At 45.0% G+C, this 21,488-nt stretch carries 3 protein-coding genes and 1 pseudogene; 1 reads left to right on the forward strand and 3 read right to left on the reverse strand.

Features of this window, described 5'->3' with window-relative positions:
- Positions 1-35: 35 nt before the first annotated feature.
- The 3 genes and pseudogenes from ACL6C3_RS07710 to ACL6C3_RS07720 form a co-directional block, all read right to left on the reverse strand.
- A pseudogene (locus ACL6C3_RS07710) lies at positions 36-4,265 on the reverse strand (Ig-like domain-containing protein); the annotation flags it as partial.
- A gap of 877 nt (positions 4,266-5,142) precedes the next feature.
- Positions 5,143-12,375 carry an Ig-like domain-containing protein gene (locus ACL6C3_RS07715; protein ID WP_413166581.1) on the reverse strand — a complete coding sequence of 2,411 codons (7,233 nt, stop codon included), beginning with the start codon at positions 12,373-12,375 and terminating at the stop codon, positions 5,143-5,145.
- A 1,154-nt stretch (positions 12,376-13,529) separates the two neighbouring features.
- Positions 13,530-20,348, reverse strand: coding sequence for an Ig-like domain-containing protein (locus tag ACL6C3_RS07720; protein WP_413166582.1), 6,819 nt, complete (start codon positions 20,346-20,348; stop codon positions 13,530-13,532).
- Between the two features lie 854 nt (positions 20,349-21,202).
- Here ACL6C3_RS07720 and ACL6C3_RS07725 point away from each other — a divergent pair.
- The gene (locus ACL6C3_RS07725) at positions 21,203-21,445 is read left to right on the forward strand and encodes a hypothetical protein (RefSeq protein ID WP_413166583.1); all 243 of its coding nucleotides are present in this window, start codon (positions 21,203-21,205) and stop codon (positions 21,443-21,445) included.
- Positions 21,446-21,488 lie beyond the last annotated feature (43 nt).

Below are 21,488 nucleotides of genomic sequence, written 5' to 3' on the forward strand. Positions count from 1 at the left end.
GAATTTACAGGGGGTTCAACGCTAACGGTAACTGTTGCGACATCCGTATTCGTCCCGTCAGTTACCTGATAGGTAAAGGTATCAATGCCGATAAAACCCTCAGCCGGCGTATAAACTAAGGATTGACCGTCTTCAGAAGCCGCTATCGTCCCTCCGTTGGCGGAGGCTTCATCAAAGGAATTAATCGTTAACTCATCGTTTTCCGGATCGAGATCGTTAACCAGAACATCGATATCGACTTCTGTATCCTGTTGGGTGGTTGCACCGTCGTCCACCGCTTCGGGTCGGAGTTGTTGAGCAATGACATTAATCGTCACCGTCGCAATATCGCTACCCCCGTTACCATCATTAATGCTGTAGGTAAAGGTGTCGGTCCCCTCAAAACCATCCGCCGGTGTATAAACTAATGCGCGACCATCTTCAGAAAGAGCAATTGTTCCCCCGTTGGCTGAGGTGGCGTCAAAAGTATCGATATTTAACGGATCATTATCCGGGTCAGTATCGTTGGTGAGAACGTTAACGGTAACGGGTGTATTCAGGTCAGTCCGGCGCTGGTCATCAATAGCTGCGGGTTTGGTGTTGGTCGGTGGGTTAACAGTCACCGTAACTGTTGCGATGTCTGTATTAGTTCCGTCTGTCGCCTGGTAAGTAAAGGTGTCCGTTCCCGAGAAACCGGCAGCCGGTGTATAAACTAATGCCTGACCATTTTGAGAGCGAGCGATAGTTCCCCCGTTAGCGGAAGCCGCATCAAAAGTGGTAATCTCTAACGGATTATCTTCCGGGTCAACATCATTAGCCAGAACATTGATACTGACATTAGTATTTTGCTCGGTGATAGCCCGGTCATTGGCGGCGATCAGGGCTTGATCGGTTACGTTAATGGTAACTGTCGCCGTATCCGTACCGCCATTACCATCGCTGATGGTGTAGGTAAAGGTATCGGTTCCGACAAAATTCTCAGCCGGCGTATAAAGTAACGCTTGACTACTCGAAGAACGAGTTATAGTTCCACCATTGGTTGTGGTTTGGTCAAAGGTGGTAATTTCTAACGGGTCATTTTCCGGGTCGCTATCATTACCAACAACGTTGATAATAATTGCGGTGTTAGAACGGGTTGAACGTTCATCATTAACTGCATCGGGAGCAGTATTTACGGGGTCGAAGCCAAAGTTAATATTGGCGATCGCGCTATCGGTAACTTCTACAGCTTGGGTAGAGGTTTCTAGGGTTGAACCTGTGGGAATATCAGTGTCAGCAGTATCAACGCTAACGGTATAGTTTCCCGCGACAACATTCTCAAACTGATAGCTACCATCAGTACCAGTGCTAACAGTAGCGAAAACAGTACCATCCGCATTCAGCAAGTTAACGGTAATATTGGCTAATCCCGACTCATCAGGACTGTTAAAGGTATTATCGCCGTTGGTATCGGTAAAAATAGTTCCGCTAACCGTTGTTGTCGCAGGGGGTGCGGGGTCAAAGCCAAAGTTAATATTGGCGATCGCGCTGTCAGTAATTGTTACAGCTTGGGTAGAGGTTTCTAGGGTTGAACCTGTGGGAATATCAGTGTCAGCAGTATCAACGCTAACGGTGTAATTTCCAGCAACAACATTCCCAAACTGATAGCTACCATTAGCGTCTGTCGTCACAGTAGCGAAAACAGTACCATCGGCATTAAGCAAGTTAACGGTAATATTGGCTAATCCCGACTCGTCAGGACTGTTAAAGGTATTATCGCCGTTGGTATCGGTAAAAATAGTTCCGCTAACCGTTGTTGTCGCCGGTGGTGCGGGGTCAAAGCCAAAGTTAATATTGGCGATCGCGCTATCGGTAACTTCTACAGTTTGGGTAGGGGTTTCTAGGGTTGAACCTGTGGGAATATCAGTGTCAGCAGTATCAACGCTAACGGTGTAATTTCCAGCAACAACATTCCCAAACTGATAGCTACCATTAGCGTCTGTCGTCACAGTAGCGAAAACAGTACCATCGGCATTAAGCAAGTTAACGGTAATATTGGCTAATCCCGACTCATCAGGACTGTTAAAGGTATTATCGCCGTTGGTATCGGTAAAAATAGTTCCGCTAACCGTTGTTGTCGCAGGGGGTGCGGGGTCAAAGCCAAAGTTAATATTGGCGATCGCGCTGTCGGTAACTTCTACAGCTTGGGTAGAGGTTTCTAGGGTTGAACCTGTGGGAATATCGGTGTCGGTAGTATCAACGCTAACGGTGTAATTTCCAGCAACAACATTCCCAAACTGATAGCTACCATTAGCGTCTGTCGTCACAGTAGCGAAAACAGTACCATCGGCATTAAGCAAGTTAACGCTAATATTGGCTAATCCCGACTCATCAGGACTGTTAAAGATATTATCGCTGTTGGTATCGCTAAAAACCGTTCCGCTAACGGTTGTTGTCGCAGGGGCGTTTACAGTAACGGTAACGGTGGCTATATCCGTACCGCCATTACCATCATCTACCGTGTAGGTAAAGGTATCAGTTCCCGTGAAACCGGCAGCCGGTGTATAAACCAACTGACCATTTTCAAGGGTAATAGTACCCCCATTTTCTGCTGTTTGGTCAAAAGTGCTAATTGTTAACGGATCTTCTTCTTCATCACTATCGTTAGCGAGAACATCAATAGTAACAGGTGTATCTACAACGGTTGTGGCTGTATCATCTTCGGCAACAGGATCAATATTGAGTGTTGCCAGTTGATAAATATAGCTTCCTCCAACTAAGTCCAAACCCCCACCGTTGGCTTCAGTGGTATTGGTCGGAAAGCTTGTGAAATCAACTAAATTATTGTTCTCGTTGACATCTCCAGGAAACAGAGCATACCCGAAGAAGTTATTACCCGTAAAATTTGGACCTAACAACTCTTCGTAGCTCACAAAAATCCCTGCGATCCCTTGTTGACCATTGGGGAATGTGAGGGCAATTTCCTGTTGACCTTGGTCTTGACGCAGAACTGCCACACTATATTGAAAGTCAGAAGTACCCCAATTATTATTTTGAACAGTGATTAATGGCCCGAACTGACTGGGATCGCCATTGGCATCAAGTGCGGTAATGGCTGCTACTTTGACCGGATCACCCGTTCCCCGCTCCATGATCACAAAACCAATACTATTTAGATCGGCGGTTGGGTCAACTGGTATACCTTCATCATCTGTGTTAATGTAGTCAACTCGTTCTATGTTGTTGTTATTTCCATTTTGATTTCCAGTATTGGTGAAAATATTATCCGTACCTCGGTTAATTAAGTCGCTAAACAAAGCGTTTTCCATCGAGGTAGAAAATCCTGTGTCTGTTATTGTTCCTGAAAAATTAGGAGCTAAATTAACTGGATTGGTGCTATTATCCTGTCGTTCATACCAAACGATTTGTCGGTCATCTGGAATACCTGTAATTTGCTCGTTCCGCCGTAATACAAACTTTGTGACCCCTCGCTTAACATACTCATACTCTTGCCCTGTGTTTCGATCTAGAAAGCTTTCAATTTCTACAAGCTCTGATTGACCAAAATTATAAGTAACTTGTGTTCCACCTTGGTTGGGATTTGGAGCTATAATCGTCGCTTCTGTGAGGACTTCAGTTTCATTTTCATTGATCAGAAGATCCTCAGCTTGTCTGATATCGGCGGGGCGAGGAAAGGTAAATTTGTAGTTGGCGATCGCTTCACAAGTCAAAGCTAAAGAAACTTCAAATTCTTCGGTTTTAACTTCTAAATTCCAGTCTCCTCCCAAAGCGGAATGACCAGTTTTATTAGCAGAAGCGGCAATTTTTGCTCCGGTAATTTCACGGAGTTTTTCGATAAATTCAACTCCGGCGTCTCCGGCTGCAACGTTACAACCGTAAAGCAATAAACTGCTAACAGACCAAGTTTTTAGGGAGTTGGCGTAGCGGTTTAACGTCTCAAGACTCAGTTCGCTATTCCCCAGTTGTAAACAACCCGGAGAACCGTGAGAAATTATATGAATTTCTGAGATATTGCTATTTTCTCGCCGAGCCTCTGTTATCTGTTCAACTCCATCTTGAGTTGGGTCGATCAGAATTGCTTTCGTTCCGGTTAAAACGCCTTTGATGAGGTTTTCTGCGTCTTCGACTTGAGCATCAATAACAACCAGAATCTCTCTTTTAATCCTGTTTGTTACGCTCTCAGAATAACTTTTTGAATTGTTTTGAAAATTTTCCGGATTTTCTTGAGAAAATTGGGAAGAAGTCGAGTAGAAAGTTGTGGTAGTCATTGAAGTAGAATGCGCCATTTTGAGTTAACTGGTTTCAAAAAAAATACGTTAAAATTTCATAATCCTCTTACAATTTTTAGGAGGATTAATTTTAGGTATTGATGATTTCAACCTCTGATGAGGTTTGTTGCTCCTTAGAACAGCCGACTTTTTCAGCAGCAGTTAAACAGTTTTAAGCAACTTAGAGCCAGCCGTCTGTATTATACCCATGAATCATCAAGAATAATCAGTAGATCTTCTAAAGACCTAAAAGCTTTTTCTCGGAATACTCAGGCATTATATAAGGCTAAATTTTACAACAAATTTAGCCTTCTTGGGGTGATTTTTAAGGGTAAAGATGTTCAGTGACCCTTAATTCTGAGCAATTCTTTTAAGGGTTGAAACTTTGGAGATTTCGCTTACATATCCGATGAAGCTTCAAGCCTCTTGTTTGCTGTGAAGATTTCAGATGCTTTTCTAGAGTTTTGCTGGTAGTGATCTCGAAAACCGTTTCTATGTTATCACTTCAGCTTTTTGTTTAAACACCCTCAGTAACTAAGCTTTTGTTAAATATCGTGAGGATCGCACAGAGAACACTTACAGGTATAACCTTTCTTCGCGGCTATCTAAGTTTTTTTCTATGGCACTTCTTAAACTGTCATTATCTCCATAGACAAAATAACCCGTTTGTGGTAGAGAGGCATCGGAGACGGATTGAAAGTTTATTATAAAGTTTGTTATCAATTTCAATAAAAAAAGTGATAAATCCGATGAAATTACCGTAAACTTCTTAACTGGGAAACTCTAGGCAAAATTAGGTTAAAGTTTGGGGTTAACTTGTATAAATTACAGTCGAGAAGATGACAAAGCGCGATCGCGTAGAATGCAGGCGATCGCACTTTGTTAGAATAACAGATTAGCCGACAAAAGCCGTAAAGCTATCTGATGTTATTGCAGTTGCCTGTATATCATTGAGAATAGCCAACTGTTGACCGTCGAGACTGATAACAGTGGAAGTTCCAGTTTGAGACAGAGTTAACGCATCAAAACTTAAACCGCCACCCAAAGCAATTAAATCAGTACCGACTTGGAAATCTTGGATCGTGTCCGTACCGCTACCCGAGAACAGTATAAAGCGATCGCTACCACTTCCGCCAGAAATCAAGTCATCACCTTGATCGCCAAACAACCAATCATCACCCTGTTCGCCGGCTAAGGTATCCTCAGCTAACCCACCATAAAGGGTATCATTATCCGTTCCCCCGCAGAGGCGATCTTGGTCTTCATTTCCAAACAGGATATCATTACCGCTACCGCCACAGATACTATCACGTCCGGGGACTGTACTGAGAGTTTCGCTGTCATTAATATCACCATAAACGGTATCGTTGCCCTCATTCCCGCAGAGTTTGTCATTGCCAAAATCCCCGTACATCAGGTCATTTCCAGCTTCACCGTAGACGAGATCATCTTCCTTCCCGCCGCGAACGGTATCATTTCCAACACCACCGCTGAGGGTATCATTACTGCGACCGCCATTGATAAAGTCATCACCGGCACCCCCCCAGACCAAATCAATCATCCCACTCAGACCGCGTTCAGATTCGATCTCGCTTTCATCAACGGTATCGCCAACGAGAGTATCATTGCCCTGATCGCCGTGCAGGGTGTCATTACCCTGATCTCCGAAAATCATATCATCGTTTTTGCCCCCGAAGGCGAAATCATCTTGCTTGCCGCTATAGATCAGGTCAGCACCGGGGCCACCTTGCATTAAATCATCATTGCCGTGACCGTGAAGGGTATCATCATCCTCAATATTAGCCGACGCTTCAAAGCCGTTATTGCCTTCAGTACCGATCAGGGTGTCCCGACCGTCTCCTCCGAGGATAAAATCGTTACCCTGGTTGCCAAATTGAAGATCATTACCAACACCCCCATACATCGTATCGTCGCCGTCAAAAGCTTCAATGCGGTCATCTCCCCCAAGGGTAAACAGCACATCACTACCGAGCGAACCGGCTAGGATATCATCAGCGTTATCACTGCCATCAATAACGTTATCGAAGGCATTAAACGCACTCGGAGTCAAATTTAAACGTTCGGGTAGCGCAACAGTACCAAACTCGGGTAAAGGAGGACAGTCACAACCGCCATCATCAATGGGTTCACCCCGAGGAACTGAACCGTCATCTTCCACCGTCAGGCGTACAATCCCCACGTTAGAAACCGTGTCGTCATCATCGGTGGCGGTGTAAGAAAAGCGAATTTCTCCTGTAAAATTCGGATTGGGTTTAAAGGAGAGTTGTTCGGCTTGAGAGGGGGTTAGGCGCCGAACTCGTTCCAAGCTGGTGATTTCTTCGTCATTGAGGAACAGAGTACCATTCGGGGGTAATTCGGTGATGGTGTAGTGTTTAATGTTACCATCTCGGTCATTCCCTTTTAACGGGGGGACCGGAAAACGATTTCCGTCATTGGGAACGGTCTTGCTTTGATCTTCGACGACAGGCGGTAAATTAGCCGGAGGTTCAAAAAGTTCAGAGGGAATTGACGGAATAGAGGGAGTTGGGGGAACGGTGGGAACGGTGAAGGCGCTAACGGGAATGGTAATATTAGCCGCGTTAGAATTGGCGCCATCATCGTCTGTCACGGTGTAAGTAAAGGTGACGTTCCCGACAAATTGAGAATTGGGTCGGAAGCTGAGGTTATCGAGTTGGTCTGGGGTTAACCGTTGAACCCGAACGGGGTCTGTTACCGCCACACCATCGAGCAACAGTGTACCTTGTCCGGGGTCGGGTAAGGTAAAGTTAATCCGTTCTACGGTCCCGTCGGAGTCCCCAAAGTTCGCCGCAGACAAGGGTAAAGGAATGGGAGCGCTATTGTTGAGAATGGATGTATTTTCAACGTTCTCGGCTGTGGGGGGTTGGTTGGAGTCGGGGTTAACGGTAATGGAAATATTGGCCGGTTGTGAAGTTTCTCCCAAGTCATCGGCTACGGTGTAAGGAATGTTGACAACTCCGGTAAAACCGCCAACGGGTGTAAAGGTAACTTGACCTTGATTATTTACGGTTAATGTTCCCTGAGATAATGTTAGCTGACGATTAATTTCTGGGGTTGCCGGATCGAAGTCTATTGTACTCAGGTCTATGTTTCCATCCGGATCACTAACATTATCACTCAGATTAAAGGTAACAGGAGTTTGAAAGGGTGTGTTAACGTTTTCGTCGGTGGCTGTGGGGGGTTGGTTTTCCTCCCCGTCGGCGGCTTCAACGCTAACGGTAACGGTGGCGATATCGGTATTTGTTCCATCGGTAATTTGATAGACAAAGGTATCAACACCGATAAAACCGGAAGCGGGGGTATAAACTAAAGATTGACCGTCTTCAGAAGCCGCAACAGTTCCTCCGTTGGCGGAAGTTTGATCGAAGGAATTAATATTTAACGGATCGTTTTCCGGGTCAATGTCATTAGCCACAACATTGATACTAACTTCTGTATTCTGTTGGGTCGTGGCTCGGTCGTCAACCGCTTCGGGTTTGAGTTGAGAGTCGGTAACGTTAATAGTAACTGTCGCCGTATCGGTTCCCCCCTGACCATCATTAATGGTGTAGGTAAAGGTGTCCGTTCCCACAAACTCCTGAGGGGGTGTATAAACTAACGCCTGACCCTCCTCGGAAGGCTCGATAATACCCCCGTTGGCTGAGGTTGCATCAAAATTTTCAATGGTTAACGGGTCGTTTTCCGGGTCGGTATCGTTGGTGAGAACGTTGACGGTAACTGCTGTATTGACCTCAGTCCGACGCTGGTCATCAATGGCTGAGGGTTCGGTGTTGGTTGCGGGGTTAACGGTAACTGTTACGGTCGCGATATCGGTATTTGTCCCGTCTGTCGCCTCGTAGGTAAAGGTATCTGTTCCCGAGAAGCCGGGAGCGGGTGTATAAACTAATGCTTCACCATTTTCTGAGCGAGAAATTGTTCCGCCATTGGCCGAATTTTCGTCAAAGGTGTTAATCTCTAACGGATCATTTTCCGGGTCAATGTCATTAGCTAAAACGTTGATTGTAACATTGGTATTTTGGTCGGTGGTGGCGGTGTCATTGGCGGCGAGCAAGGTTTGATCGCTTTCAACGTTAATGGTAACTGTTGCGGTATCGGTTCCCCCTTTACCATCATCTACAGTGTAGATAAAGCTATCTGTTCCGGTGAAATTCGCCGCAGGTGTATAGACTAACGCTCGACCGCTTGCTGAACGAGTTATCGTTCCACCGTTAGCCGAATTTTGGTCAAAAGTTGTAATATTTAACGGGTCGTTTTCCGGGTCGCTATCGTTACCAACAACGTTGATAATAATTGCTGTATTAGAACGAATTGAGCGCTCGTCGTCAACTGCGTCAGGGTTAGTATTTGCAGGAGGTTCAACTGTTACGGTAACTGTTGCGGTATCGGTTCCCCCATTGCCATCATTAATGGTGTAGGTAAAGGTATCTGTTCCAGTGAAATTCTCAGCCGGGGTATAAATTAACTGACCATTTTCCGAACGTGCAACGGTTCCCCCATTAGCGGAATTTTGGTCAAAAGTTGTAATGCTTAACGGGTCGTTTTCCGGGTCGGTATCGTTACCGAGAACGTTAATAGTAACGGGTGTATTGAAACCAGTGATCAGAGTATCATCAACCGCGTCGGGATTGGTATTTGGACGGGTGTCAACTGTTACCGTAACTGTTGCGGTATCGGTTCCCCCATTGCCATCATTAATGGTGTAGGTAAAGGTATCTGTTCCAGTGAAATTCTCAGCCGGGGTATAAATTAACTGACCATTTTCCGAACGTGCAACGGTTCCCCCATTAGCGGAATTTTGGTCAAAAGTTGTAATGTTTAACGGGTCGTTTTCCGGGTCGGTATCGTTACCGAGAACGTTAATAGTGACGGGTGTATTGAAACCAGTGATCAGAGTATCATCAACCGCGTCGGGGTTTGTATTTGGACGGGTGTCAACTGTTACGGTAACTGTTGCGGTATCGGTTCCCCCATTCCCATCATTTACCGTGTAAGTAAAGGTATCTGTTCCAGTGAAATTCTCAGCCGGGGTATAAATTAACTGACCATTTTCCGAACGTGCAACGGTTCCCCCATTAGCGGAATTTTGGTCAAAAGTTGTAATGCTTAACGGGTCGTTTTCCGGGTCGGTATCGTTACCGAGAACGTTAATAGTAACGGGTGTATTGAAACCAGTGATCAGAGTATCATCAACCGCGTCGGGATTGGTATTTGGACGGGTGTCAACTGTTACCGTAACTGTTGCGGTATCGGTTCCCCCATTGCCATCATTAATGGTGTATTCAAAGGTATCTGTTCCAGTGAAATTCGCCGCAGGGGTATAAATTAACTGACCATTTTCCGAACGTGCAACGGTTCCCCCGTTGGCGGAATTTTGGTCAAAAGTTGTAATGCTTAACGGGTCGTTTTCCGGGTCGGTATCGTTACCGAGAACGTTAATAGTAACGGGTGTATTGAAACCAGTGATCAGAGTATCATCAACCGCGTCGGGATTGGTATTTGGACGGGTGTCAACTGTTACGGTAACTGTTGCGGTATCGGTTCCCTCATTCCCATCATTAATGGTGTATTCAAAGGTATCTGTTCCGGTGAAATTCGCCGCAGGGGTATAAATTAACTGACCATTTTCCGAACGTGCAACGGTTCCCCCGTTGGCGGAATTTTGCTCAAAAGTTGTAATGGTTAACGGGTCGTTTTCCGGGTCGGTATCGTTACCGAGAACGTTAATAGTAACGGGTGTATTGAAACCAGTGATCAGAGTATCATCAACCGCGTCGGGATTGGTATTTGGACGGGTGTCAACTGTTACCGTAACTGTTGCGGTATCTGTATCCTGACCATCAGTAATGGTGTATTCAAAGGTATCTGTTCCAGTGAAATTCGCCGCAGGGGTATAAATTAACTGACCATTTTCCGAACGTGCAACGGTTCCCCCGTTGGCGGAATTTTGCTCAAAAGTTGTAATGGTTAACGGGTCGTTTTCCGGGTCGGTATCGTTACCGAGAACGTTAATAGTAACGGGTGTATTGAAACCAGTGATCAGAGTATCATCAACCGCGTCGGGATTGGTATTTGGACGGGTGTCAACTGTTACCGTAACTGTTGCGGTATCTGTATCCTGACCATCAGTAATGGTGTATTCAAAGGTATCTGTTCCAGTGAAATTCGCCGCAGGGGTATAAATTAACTGACCATTTTCCGAACGTGCAACGGTTCCCCCATTAGCGGAATTTTGCTCAAAAGTTGTAATGCTTAACGGGTCGTTTTCCGGGTCGGTATCGTTACCGAGAACGTTAATAGTAACGGGTGTATTGAAACCAGTGATCAGAGTATCATCAACCGCGTCAGGGTTGGTATTTTCAGGAGGTTCAACTGTTACCGTAACTGTTGCGGTATCTGTATCCTGACCATCAGTAATGGTGTATTCAAAGGTATCCTCACCAGTAAACCCTTGATTGGGTGTATAGATGATAGAACCATTCTCCCCAATGCTGACAGTACCGTTAGCAGGAGTTGTAATACTATTTTCAACGATACTTATTACATCCTCAAAGTTGGCATCAGAATCATTGCTTAAAACGGCAATTGGAACTGATGTATTTACCGGTGTTGTAGCAGTATCATCTACAGCAACGGGACGAAAGTTGAGATTAGTCCGTTGATAAAGAAAACCTCCTCCTACTAAGTCTAGCCCACCGTCATTTTCTTGGGTATCGTCGGGAAACTCCCTCCAATTAACCAAATAGTTTGGGTCTTCCTTTGCTCTCTGTGGATCAATATCTGTTGGAAATAAAGCATAGCCGAAGAATTTATCACCGACAGAATTCTCCCCCAATAAGTCTTCATAGCTGACAAAAATGCCTGCGATGACTTGTCTTTCTGGGGTTGTGAGGGCGATCTCATTTTCGCCTGGATCTCGGCGCAAAACTGCAATATTATATTCAATCTCAGATTTACCCCAATCATTGTTTTGAACAGTGATTAATTCTCCAAACTCACTTGGATTACCATTTTCATCAAGTGCGGTAATGGCTGCGATTTGAACTTGATCATTTCCTCCCCGTTCCATGATGACAAAACCAATACCATCTAGATCGGCTTGGGGAACTGGTAAACCATCTCGGTTAATGTAGTCAACTCGCTCAATGTTGTTGTTATTCAGTTGGCGATTGCCGTTGTTAGTGAAAATATTATCTGTACCCCGGTTAATTAAGTCGTCAAATAAAGCGACTTCCATCGGATCTTGATCTCCGCTAGCCAGAGCAATATCCGGGGCTAAATTAATCGTTGTATTGTTACTACCATCGGCTTTTTGATACCAAATGATTTCTCGATTACCTTTGGCTTGCTGGTTGTCATCCCGTCTTAATTTAAACTCTTGGATTCCCCGTTCAACAAATGTATATTCTTGATTATCTCTCGGGTCTAAAAATGAGTCTATTTCTGTGTTCTTACCCAGCCCAAAGTTATAAGTAACTGTTCTTCCATTTCCGTCTGGAGCTACAATTGTCTCTGGCGAGGCTGGATTGGCAATTGTATTCCCATTATCACCCTGATCATTATCGCTTAATTTGATTTCAATGGGGCGAGGGAAGGTAAAGTTGTAGTTGGCGATCGCGTCGGAAGTCAGAGCTAAAGATACTTCAAATTCTTCGGTTTTTACTTCTAAATTCCAGTCTCCTCCCAAAGCCGAATAACCGATTTTATTGGCTGAAGCGGCTATTTTTGCTCCGGTAATTTTACCGAGTTTTTCTATAAATTCAACCCCGGCGTCTCCTGCGGCAACGTTACAACCGTAGAGCAATAAACTGCTTACAGACCAAGTTTGTAGGGAGTTGGCGTAGCGGTTTAACGTCTCAAGACTCAGTTCGCTATTCCCCAGTTGTAAACAGCCGGGTGAACCGTGAGAAATGATCTGAATTTCGGAAATATTGCTATTTTCTGTGATCGCTTTTGTAATCTGTTCAACCCCGTCTTTATTCGGGTCAATAACTATTGCTTTTGTTCCGGTTACAACGCCTTCTAACAGCTTTTCTGTTTCTTCGACCTGACCATCAATAACAACCAGAATCTCAGTTTTTGTTGGGTTCATTGCAACGGGCGAATAATTTTTTGAATTGTTTTGAAAATTGTCCGGATTTTGTTGGGTGAGTTGGGAAAGAGTAGAGTAGAAAGTTGGGGTAGTGACTGGAGTAGAATGCGTCATTTTTGTCAATTTAGAAAAATTACGTTCAAGACGGTAGATCCTCCCGAAAACGTTAGGAGGATTAACTTTTTGCACTTAGAAAAGTAACCTCTAATGAGGTTGATTGTTCCCGATCAATTTGTTGCTTTGTAGCATAAATTCAGCCTATTTTCTAGACTAGAAGTAACATGATGTCCGTAATTCTGTTATGGGGTTGGGCGGGTTTATCTCAATCTTTGAGTAGTAGTTACAGATATTGTCGAACCCGCCCCTACAGAATAATTATTCATTGTTCGGACATGATATTACTTCAAATCACTCCATTGACTTGAGCTAAATAATCTAGAAAATCGCTAGTTTTTGAGAAATCTGTGAAAGGATTTTCTCTGAATACTCAATCTTAACTTGAGGCAAAATTACACACAAATCTAGCCTCTTGTTATTGATTTTTAAGAATCAAGATGACCCAGAAACCCTTAACTCTTATCAATTTTTAAGGGTTCAAACGTTGCAAAGATTGTAGAGGTCTGTGTTCAAACTTCGAGCCTCTTGTTTCTTTTAGAGTTTAGATGCCTTTCTAAAATCAAGGTTCTAATTTAATAGAACACTTGTTTTATGTTGTCATTTGAGCTTGGTTATGTACCCACCCTGATTTTCACCAAGCTTTGTATCTCGTTCACTGAGTATTTCAGTGAGATTACTTAATTGATATATAGCTTTTTTTCGTCGCTCTCCGAGTTTCCTCCTATGACAGTTAGTATATTGTCATCTGAACTGTGGACAAATTGACTCGTTCGTGGTAAAAAGAAGCCGGAGTCGGATATGTATTTTGCTATATTTTTCGCTATATCATAAAAGTTTGGAAAGGTCGAGGTGTAGTTTGGGTTGAGGAAAAAAACCCAATAGATAGCAGTAATAGGATGATTATCTTTCCCAACATTGAATGATTTTATATGAAAAAAAAGCGGTCGGATTTCTTTCCCTCAAAATTTGAGTTGAATCAGAAGAAATCCAATCGCACAAATATTAATGATTGCGATCGCGCTCTGTTAGGATGTAAGTTAGCCGGTAAAAACAGTAAAGCTAGTTTCGGTCAAAGCAGTCGCCTGTATATCATTGAGAATAGCCAACTGTTGACCGTCAACACTGATAACGGTGGAAGTTCCGCTTTGAGACACAGTTAAAACATCAAACGTTAAACCGCCACCCAAAGCGATAAAATCAGTACCGAGTTGGAAATCTAGGATCGTGTCCGTACCGCTACCGGAGAACACAACAAAGTGATCGCTACCACTTCCACCGGAAATCAAATCATTTCCTTGATCGCCAAATAACCAATCATCGCCCCGTTCACCACCTAAAGTATCTTCTCCTAACCCACCATAAAGGGTATCATTCTCGGTTCCCCCGCAGAGGCGATCTTGGTCTTCATTCCCAAACAACACATCATCACCGCTACCGCCACTGATCGTATCCCGTCCGGGAACGGTACTGATGGTTTGATTGTCGTTAATATCACCATAAATCGTATCATTGCCCTCATTCCCGCAGAGGTGGTCACTGCCCAAATCCCCGTAAATTAGGTCCGAACCGGCTTCACCGTAGACGAGATCATCTTCCTTCCCGCCGCGAACGGTATCATTTCCAACCCCACCGCTGAGAGTATCATTACTGCGACCGCCATTCATGGAGTCATCACCGGCGCCGCCCCACATGAAATCAATCATACCACTCAAACCGCGATCGGCTTCGACGTCGTTTTCATCAGCAGTATCGCCAATCAAGGTATCATTGCCTTCATCGCCGTAGAGGGTGTCATTGCCTTCATCGCCGAAAGCCATATCGTTCCCTTTACCGGTATAGGTGAAGTCGTCTTGCTTACCCCCATACATCATGTCCGAACCGGGGCCACCTTGCATTAAATCATTACTTTGATGACCATAAACAAAGTCATTGTTCTCCAAGTTAGCGGCGGCGGTCAAGTCGGTCGTGCCGTTACTGCCGATCAGGGTGTCCATACCGTCTGCTCCCAACAGAGAATCGTTGCCATCATATCCAAACAGTCTGTCATCACCAGGACCACCAACAAGCCTATCATCGCCCTCAAAGGCTTCAACGGTACTATTTCCACCCGAGACAATTACAGTGTCATTTCCAACCGAAGCGGCGATGATACCGCTACCGATAACCGGACCGAAAGGATTAAAGGCATTGGGAGTCAAATTTAAAGGTTCGGGTAAAGGAACGGCGCCAAACTCCGGTAAGGGAGGACAGCCACAACCGCCATCATCTATGGGTTCCTCCCGAGGAATTGAACTGTCATCTGCTACGGTGAGTCGAACAATAGCCTCATTAGAAACGGCTCCGTCATTATCGGTGGCGGTATAAGTGAAGCTAACATCACCGGTAAAATTCGGATCGGGTTCAAAGGTGAGTTGTCCGGCTTGAGAGGGGGTCAGACGCTGAACTTGGTCCAAACTGGTGACTTGTTCGCCATTGAGGAATAGAGTCCCGTTGGGAGGTAATTGGGTGATGGTGTACGAAGTCACCTCACCATCGGGGTCAACTGCGGTCAACGGCGGGAGAGGAAAACGGCTTCCGTCATTGGGAATATTGGCTGTTTCATCTTCAGCTTGGGGGGGTAAGTTGGGTGAGGGTTGACTGGGGTCGCCGCCGCCGACCGGGTTGGTGGGAACGGAAACCGCAATCACCGGGATGGTGATATTGGCAACATTGGAGTTGGCGCCGTCCGAATCGGTGACGTTATAAGTAAAGGTGGCATTCCCCGCAAATTGAGAATTGGGTCGGAAGCTGAGGTTATCAAGTTGATCTGGGGTTAACCGTTGAACCCGAATGGGGTCAGTTACCGCCACGCCATCGAGCAACAGCGTACCTTGTCCGGGGTTGGGTAGTGAAAAGTTAATCAGTTCTACGATACCGTCAGGATCGCTAAAGTTCCCCGTAGACAAGGGTAGAGGAATGGGAGCGCTACTGTTGAGAATGGACGAAGTTTCAACATCCTCGGCTGTGGGGGGTTGGTTGGAGTCGGGATTAACTGTAATCGAAATATTAGCCGGTTCTGAAGTGGCTCCCAAGTCATCGGCTACCGTGTAAGGAGCGCTGACAACTCCGCTAAAACCGCCAACGGGTGTAAAGGTAACTTGACCTTGATTATTTACGGTTAATGTTCCCTGAGGTAATGTGACCTGACGATTAATTTCGGGGGTTGTTGGATCAAGGTCTATGGTGTTGATATCGAGGTTTCCATCGGGATCGCTAAGGTTATCGACCAGATTAAAGGTAACAGCCGTTGCAAAGGGTGTGTTAACGTTTTCGTCGGTGGCTGTAGGCGGTTGGTTGTCTGGGTTGGCGGGTTCAACGGTAACGGTAACTGTTGCGATATCGGTATTTGTTCCGTCGCTCACCTGATAGGTAAAGGTGTCAATTCCGATAAAACCGGCAACGGGGGTATAAACTAAGGATTGACCGTCTTGAGAAGCGGTAACAGTTCCTCCGTTGGCGGAGATTTCATCAAAATTCTCGATAGTTAACGGATCACCATCGGGGTCAACGTCGTTGGTCAGAACGTTGATACTAACATTGGTATCCCGTTCGGTGGTTGCACTGTCGTCAACGGCTTCTGGTCGCTGTTGTTCATCGATCACGTTAATGGTGACAATGGCAATATCAGTCCCGCCTTGACCATCGTTAATGGTGTATGTAAACGAGTCCGTTCCCACAAAACCCTGAGCCGGTGTATAAACTAATCCCTGATTATCTTCAGAAAGAGCCACCGTTCCCCTGTTGGCGGTGATTTCATCAAAACTCTCAATATTTAACGGATCGCCATCGGGGTCAGTATCATTGGTGAGAACGTTGACGGTGACGGAGGTGTTGGGGTCAGTCCGCCGCTCGTCATCAATGGCTGCGGGTTCGGTGTTGGTTGAGGGGTTAACGGTAACGCTAACGGTGGCGCTATCGGTATTTGTCCCGTCTGTGGCTGCGTAGGTAAAGGTATCTGTTCCTGAAAAACCCTGAGCCGGTGTATAAACTAACGCTTCACCATTTCCAGAGCGAGTAATGGTTCCCCCGTTGGCTGAATTTTCGTCAAAGCTAGTAATTGCTAACGGTTGGTTTTCCGGGTCAACGTCATTGGCGAGAACATTGATGGTGACATTGGTGTTTTGGTCGGTGGTGGCGAAGTCATTGGCGGCGATCAAGGCTTGGTCGCTTTCAACGTTAATGGTGACTGTCGCCGTATCGGTTCCCCCGTTACCATCATCAATGGTGTAGGTAAAGGTATCTGTTCCGGTAAAACCCGAAGCCGGTGTATAAACTAAGGCTTGACCGCTTTGAGAAGCTGCAATGGTTCCCCCCGACGCTGATGTTGTATCAAAACCGCTAATTTCTAACGGATTATTTTCGGGGTCGGTGTCATTGGTGAGAACGTTGATTGTAATTGCTGTATTAGAACGGGTTGTGCGGGTATCATCAACCGCATCGGGATTGGTGTTTGCAGTCGGTTGAACGGTAACGGTAACGGTGGCGGTATCGCTTTCGGCGCCGTCGCTAATGGTGTAAGTAAAGGTATCGTTTCCGGTAAAACCCGCCGGCGGTGTATAAATTAACTGACCATCATCCGATCGCGCAATGCTTCCCCCGTTGGCTGAGGTTTGATCGAAATTCGTAATTTCTAACGGATCGTTGTCCGGGTCGCTATCATTGCCGAGTACGTTGATACTAACTTCTGTATTGACTGCTGTTGTTGCCGTGTCGTTGACGGCATTGGGTGCTTCATCGCTAACGTTGATGGTGACAGTTGCAATGTCGGTACCGCCTCTACCATCGTTAATTGTATAGGTAAAGGTGTCAGTCCCCACAAATCCCTGACGGGGTGTATATATTAACTGACCATCCTCTGAACGCGCAATGGTTCCCCCGTTGGCTGACGTTTGATCGAAGTCTGCAATGGTTAACGGATCATTTTCCGCGTCGGTATCATTGGCGAGAACGTTGACCGGAACGGAGGTATTTAGAGGAGTTGTGCGTTCGTCATCAACCGCATTCGGATTGGTGTTTGCAGGTTGCTCAACTGTTACGGTAACGGTGGCGGTATCGGTTAGGGAGCCGTCGCTAATGGTATAGGTAAAGGTATCGTTTCCCCTAAAACCCGCAGCGGGTGTATACTCTAACTGACCGTTTACAATTCTGACGGTACCGCCATTGTCGGTCTGTTGTTGGATATCGGCGATGGTTAACGGATTACCTTCGGGGTCGCTATCGTTCCCCAATACGTTAATTGTAATCGGGGTTTGGAATGGGGTTGTTCTGTTGTCATCAACTGCATCTGGCGGTTGGTTAACGGGGGGATTAACGATAACGGTAATGGCTGCGGGATTGGATGGGGTTCCGTTGTTATCGTTGACGGTGTAGTTGATGGTTGATGTTCCACTAAACTCGCCTTCGGGAGTAAAGGTAAGTTCGCCTGTGTTGTCTACGGTATAGGTTCCTTCTCCGGGAATTATCCGGGTTGTTTGTTGTCCGTCGGTATCTGGATCGAGGTCTACGCTTGCCGGGTTAATATTATCACCGGGATCGGGATCGTTATCGTTGGTTGTAATATTGAAGCTGATTTGATTACCATTCGGAGTTTCTACGGTGTCGGGATTGGCAACGGGGGGATTATTTGGAGGAACGATATCAAACCCAAAGTTAACACCATTTAAAGGTTGATTCGGTGCAACATTAATGGCTACATCGTTTGCGGTTCCCAATGCTGCATTTTCGGGAAGATCGGCGTCGTTGGTATCGACTTGAACGATATAATTTCCCGGAGGAACATTGTTAAATTGGTAGACTCCATCAGCACCGGTTTCGACGGTATTAACGACGTTACCGTTACCATCGACTAAATTAACCGTAATACCCGCCAATAACGGTTCTTCTGGGTCCAGATCATCTTCGCCATCGGTATCAGTAAAAACGGTTCCGCTCACCGTTGCGATCGGCGGTACGTCGATAATTGTACCAATTCCTTCTGCATCTCCAATTAAACCTCGGCTGGGATTAGAAAGGCTAACGGTAAAGGTTTCCTCATCTTCTTCGAGGTCGTCTGGGAGTGTATCAACGGTGATGGTAACTTCGGTTTCTCCGACCGGAATGGTAACTGTTCCCGTTAATGCTGTGGCTGTATAGTCTTCGGGGTTTGTTGCTGTTCCCTCGATAATTGTATACTCAACTGTTACCGGATCGATAACAGGTCTTTGTACGCTAACTGTAAATGTGGCTTGCTCACCTTCATTGACTCTGGCATCACCAATTGAAATTAAAGTTCTACTGAAAACAACTCCACCTGCAATTAAGTCCAGACCTCCATCGGGTTGTTCGGGTGTGTTGTCGGGAAAGTTTTCAAAATCTGTTAAGTCAAAGCTTTCATCAACATCAGTGGCAAACAGCGCATATCCATTAAAGGTCTGACCGGGTACAATACCGAGATCGGCAAAACTGATATAGACACCGCCTATCGGTTGACCATCAACATTATTTCGGCGTTGTAAACTGTTATTTGGATAGTCATCCGATCGCAAGACAGAGGTATTGAGTATTAAGTTGTTATCCCGACCCCAATCACCTTCTGTAATAGTTAGTAATTCCCCAAACTGACTGGGAACTCCTTCACTGTCTAGCTCTAAAATCGGCGCGATTTTAAAGGCATCGTTTCCTCCTCGTTCTAAGATGAGAAAACCAACCTCATTTAAATCTGCTACTTCGTCAGATGCGGTTAACCCATTGGTGGCGATATAATCAACTCGCTCAATGTTATTGATGTTTTGATCGACTGCGCCTGATGTATTGGCAAAAATATTATCCGTACCTCGGTTGATGACGTCATCAAATAAGGCAATTTCCATTAATTCCTCAGTTGAACCGGCTGGAATTTCAGGTAAAGGCGCACGTAAGTTGAGTACATCGTCTGTTTGGCTTTCTCGCTCAAACCACAGAAGTTGGCGGGGGGTTGTAATCTGATCGTTATTTGATCGCCTCAATTTGAAGTCGTTGAGAATACTTCCGGCTAGAAATTCATCTCCCTCTAAAGTGGTAAAACCATCAATCCTGAGAAGATTGTCTTCACCAACTTGAAAGTTATATTCTATGGTTTTTCCCGGAGGTGCAGTTCGCAAAAGATCGGGAGCAATGTAGGTCACATCGCCGCTATTATCCTGAGGATTATCTCTGATAACGTTTAGACCATTGATCGGTATGGGAAAGGTAAAATTATAGTTTTTGATCGCCTCTGAACTCAGCGCCAAAGATACATCAAATTCATGGGTTTTGACTTCTAAATTCCAGTCTCCTCCCAAAGCAAAATGACCGATTTTATTGACCGATGCGGCTATTTTTGCTCCCGTAATTTTATGCAGTTTTTCAATAAATTCTATCCCGGCGTCTCCGGCGGCGACGTTACAACCGTAGAGTAATAAGCTGTCTACAGACCAGCTTTGCAGAGGGTTGGCGTACAGGTCAAGGGTATCAAGACTCAGTTGTGTGTTACCGAGTTGTAAGCAACCGGGTGAACCGTGAGAAATGATCTGAATTTCAGAGATATCCGTATATTTACGGAGTGCCTCTGTAATCTGTTTTACCCCATCTTCGGTAGAATTGAGGAGTATGACCTCTGTTCCCGGCACTACCCCTTTGAGTAGCTTTTCACAGTCTTCGACTTGGGAATCAATAATAACAATAATGTTAGTTTTTGCCGTGCTTTTGGAATCACAAGAATAGGTTTCTAGATCATTTTTGAAAGGTTCCGGATTTTGTTGAGTGAGTTGAGAAGTAATAGAGTAGGAGGCTTGGCGCTTGACGAGAGTAGAATACATCATTTTAAATTAATTCGGCAGAATAGATTCAAGGTTGTATCTCCTCCAAAAGTATTTCGGAGGATTAACAAATAGGGATTGTTTTTACTGCTGCGGCTGAGGTTTAAGCCGTTCAGAATTTTATGACTTGATAGAATTTAGCTTTTTTCCCAAAACTAAATCTACTCAAAATCATTATTTTTATAGTTTAGAAAAAGCAGAGAGGGTTATCGGAAAGATTACAATTTTTTTGGGTTGACTCGCTTTGATTAGTCCGCTAATACGGGTTAATTTTTTCGATTAAAAGCGACCGCTAAAACTTCTTAATGAACAATCTAGTTACAATAATTTTGTTCGATTTTTTTGAGAAAAATTTGAGTGTTTTGAAACTATTCGCTCAAATTTTTAATCGGCTTGTTTATAGAAATCACGGCGATCAACTTTTACAGCTTGACTTCTGCTGAGTCTGAAAACCGCTGCGATCGCTTAACCTGACCTTGCTCATGTCCTGAATACCCCCATAAATCTTATCAAGGTTTGTATCTAACGGATTGCGGATCTCCGTGAGATCACTTACAGGTATAACTGTTGTTCAATATTCTCCGTGTTTTCTCGTATGGCAGTTCATTATCTGTCCCATTATCAATTGACAAAATAATGCTTTTATGCACTCTAAAGCCGGAGATCGGTGCGATCTCCGGAGTTGTCAATCAGGAATAGAAGAGGGTACAAGGCTGAAAATCCTTGCGTTGTAATGGTTTTAGCTTTTTAGAGGGTTGGGGGCGAATGGGTGTAGTGATATATTCTTATGTATAAAGAACTATATAATAAATTTGATACAGCGATCATACCTCTTTGAGCGAGAAATAAATGAGCATTTGCAACATATTGTTAGAGTTTGGCTTCCGGGTCGAGAAGCAAGCCAGTCAATAAACCAGTGCTTCGGTGCTATATTTTCTATATGCCTGGAAACGGTAAAAAATACGGCGATCGCCAAGTCAAATTTTAATCAAAACAACCTTGAAGGCGATCGCACGGAGATTAAAGTCAGCGACCCCCTTCCCCGTGAGCCGCTGCTTTCCAAAATGGTACATGAAAGTTTTCCTTCCTACCGCTCTTGAATGAAACGGGACTTGTCATATCTACCTCACCACCAGCAGATTT

Origin of the sequence: Capilliphycus salinus ALCB114379, assembly GCF_047276495.1 — a bacterium.
Lineage (GTDB): Bacteria > Cyanobacteriota > Cyanobacteriia > Cyanobacteriales > Microcoleaceae > Capilliphycus > Capilliphycus salinus.